This window comes from Clostridium tarantellae (genome assembly GCF_009295725.1).
GTDB classification, from domain to species: Bacteria; Bacillota; Clostridia; order Clostridiales; family Clostridiaceae; genus Sarcina; species Sarcina tarantellae.
In genome coordinates this window covers 1-2,703 of sequence record NZ_WHJC01000381.1, presented here as the reverse complement: position 1 = coordinate 2,703, position 2,703 = coordinate 1, and the positions used below count along the sequence as shown (strand labels likewise).

2 protein-coding genes are annotated in these 2,703 nt (G+C 23.5%); one reads left to right on the top strand and one right to left on the bottom strand.

The window, feature by feature from the left end; genetic code table 11:
- The first annotated feature begins 134 nt into the window (after window positions 1-134).
- Window positions 135-935, top strand: a complete 801-nt coding sequence (locus GBZ86_RS14710; RefSeq protein ID WP_152891896.1) for a GIY-YIG nuclease family protein — start codon at window positions 135-137, stop codon at window positions 933-935.
- Between the two features lie 112 nt (window positions 936-1,047).
- On the opposite strand, the gene GBZ86_RS14705 is transcribed toward GBZ86_RS14710, so the two are convergent.
- Entirely contained in the window at window positions 1,048-2,490 is a 1,443-nt protein-coding gene (locus GBZ86_RS14705) for an ATP-binding cassette domain-containing protein (protein ID WP_152891894.1), read from the bottom strand.
- Window positions 2,491-2,703 lie beyond the last annotated feature (213 nt).

Here is a 2,703-nt window from a genome sequence, read left to right as displayed (position 1 = left end):
CTCCTTATTAGCTTAAAAATTAAAATCATTCTATAATTTAGTTTAAGATGTACTATTTTACACATTAGTCTAAATAAAATTTATGCACATCTTAAACAAAAATATAAATTAACTATAAGTAAGGAGATAAATGTATGATTGACCTATTAGAAGAAATATTAACTAAAAGTGAATTAATTAATTTATTTGCACAAAAGAGAAAAGATAATTATATGGATAGTGAAAATCCTTTTGTAGCCTATAGGGTAAAACCTAATATTTATAAAATAAGAGCCTTTGAATTATGGGGAAGTAAGAAAGATTTAACCTTTAGAATTTATCATTCAAATTATATAAATAATAGATTAAAGGAAAGTCTTGCAACCATTAAAGGAGTTATTAAAAATAGTTCTTATTTTATTGATTATAAGGTAGATAATTGTGTAGACTTAGCTATAAGTATTAAAAATATTTTACATAATCCTGAAATACAAAAACAATGTATCAATAGTAGTTCCTTAGCAACTACCTCAAAATTTGAAGGATTAGAATTACCTGATGTTGATATTAGTGAAAATAATGTAATGGGACAAACCTTTACTTGGAGAGAAATTATTAGTATTTGGGAAGATAATTCAAAAGATAATAATTTAAAAAAGGCTTTAAATAAAAATGGTATATATATTCAAAGATCTAAAGATGGAAAAAGTAGATATATAGGCAGTGCCTATGGTGAAAATGGAATCATTGGAAGATGGATGCACCATTTAAATTCTAATGGGGATGCTAGACATTTAAACTTATTTATTCTTGAAAATGGGTATAATGAAATTGTTTTTTCTGTTATAGAATTTTATGATAAAGATGATATTATACAAAGAGAAAATATGTGGAAAGATATTTTAGGAACTTTAAATTTTGGACCTTATAACGGTATGCAGTTAAATAATAATTAATTATAAATATTTTGTAATTAATTATTATTTAACACTTATATATAAATTTTACTATTAAAATTCACTTAAATTTCGTGTCTATGAATTAAGTTTCTTGATTCTTCCATAATTTTTATTTGAATTTACTTGCTTGATATTCATATAGTTCTGCAAATTTTTCTCCATTTTTTAAAAGTTCATCTCTACTTCCATTTTCAATAATAATTCCGTCTTGAAGCACCAAAATTTTATCTGCTAAAAAAATATTTGTAAGTCTATGAGATGTGAAAAAAACCATTTTTTCATTATAATTACTTTGAATCAATTTAAAAATATTTTCTTCAGATTCAGGATCTAATGCTGATGATGGTTCATCTAATATTATAGCACTATTTTGATCAAAAAATGTTCTAGCTAATGCTATTTTTTGATGTTCACCTCCTGATATTTCTATTCCATCTTCGTCAAACATTCTTGTTAGATAAATATTTATATTATTATTTATCTTTTTTAATATATTATTTCCACCAATTAATTTTAGTATATTTATTATATCTATATCTTTAAATTCACGTAGCGATTCTTTTATTGTAATATTATCCTTGATAGAAAATCCAAAATTTAACGAATTTTGAAAATATGTCCCAAAGCAATTTCTTAATTCATCTAGTTCATATTCCAATATATTTTTATCGTTAATTAAAATTAAACCTTTTGTTGTATCATAAAATCTCAATAAAAGTTTAATAATTGTAGTTTTTCCTGAACCATTTACACCAACTAATGCAATTTTTTCATTTTCTAGAACGGTAAAATTTACTCCTTTAAGAATATATTTGCTACTTCCAGGATATTTAAAATAAACATCTGAAAACTCAATTTTTTTTATTTGAGATATTGATCTTTTTCCTGATTGGATAGTCGTATTAGAAAATTCTTTAATTGATTGTATACTATCAATTTTCATTTTATTGTCATATACATCTAATCCCGATGAAGTCGCTTGAATTAATGAACTCCATAATTGAGTTATTAAACCACTATATAAGACAAAATCACCAACAATCATTATTTGATCTATTACTTTAAATGCTACATCTAAGTTTATATACAAAATTATAATTTCAGGTAACAGTTGTAATAAAGCAATCATTAAAAATCTTTTCTTTAGTAATTTTTTCTTTACTAAAAACATAGAATTCCATATCTGCGTATATCTTAAATTTAGCGAACTTCCAATATTAAACAATCTTACATTTTGTGCATACTCCCTCTGTGTAGCTAAATATAATAGATAAGAAGCTTTCCTTTCATTTTTAATTTGAGAAATACTTAAATTAAAAACTTTTTGTGCAAATATCCTATTTGATATTATTGATGGTATTACTGATATGATTATTAAAATACCATATTTCATACTTGTATTACATAAAATACCAAATGATATTATTATAGATATAATTCCACTAATTAATGATAGAGTTGACCACAATATATTAGAAATGGCTTGTGAATCTCTCTGTATAATAGCGAGTTTATCATAATATTGTGGATTATCGAATACGGTGTTTGTCAAGAAAATTGTCGTATGCTTTGATTTAGAATCAAAAAATTTCAATATAAACTGTATTAACGAAAGTTAAATTTTTACAGATGATTTTAAAAAAGAACTCTCTTAAAAAATTATTGATATTTTTAAAAATTATTTACACAAGCTATTGTTTAAAGTTTTTTTTATTTCATCAGTAGGATTAAGTGCTACACATGGTGGTAGATCCCAATTTCTTAA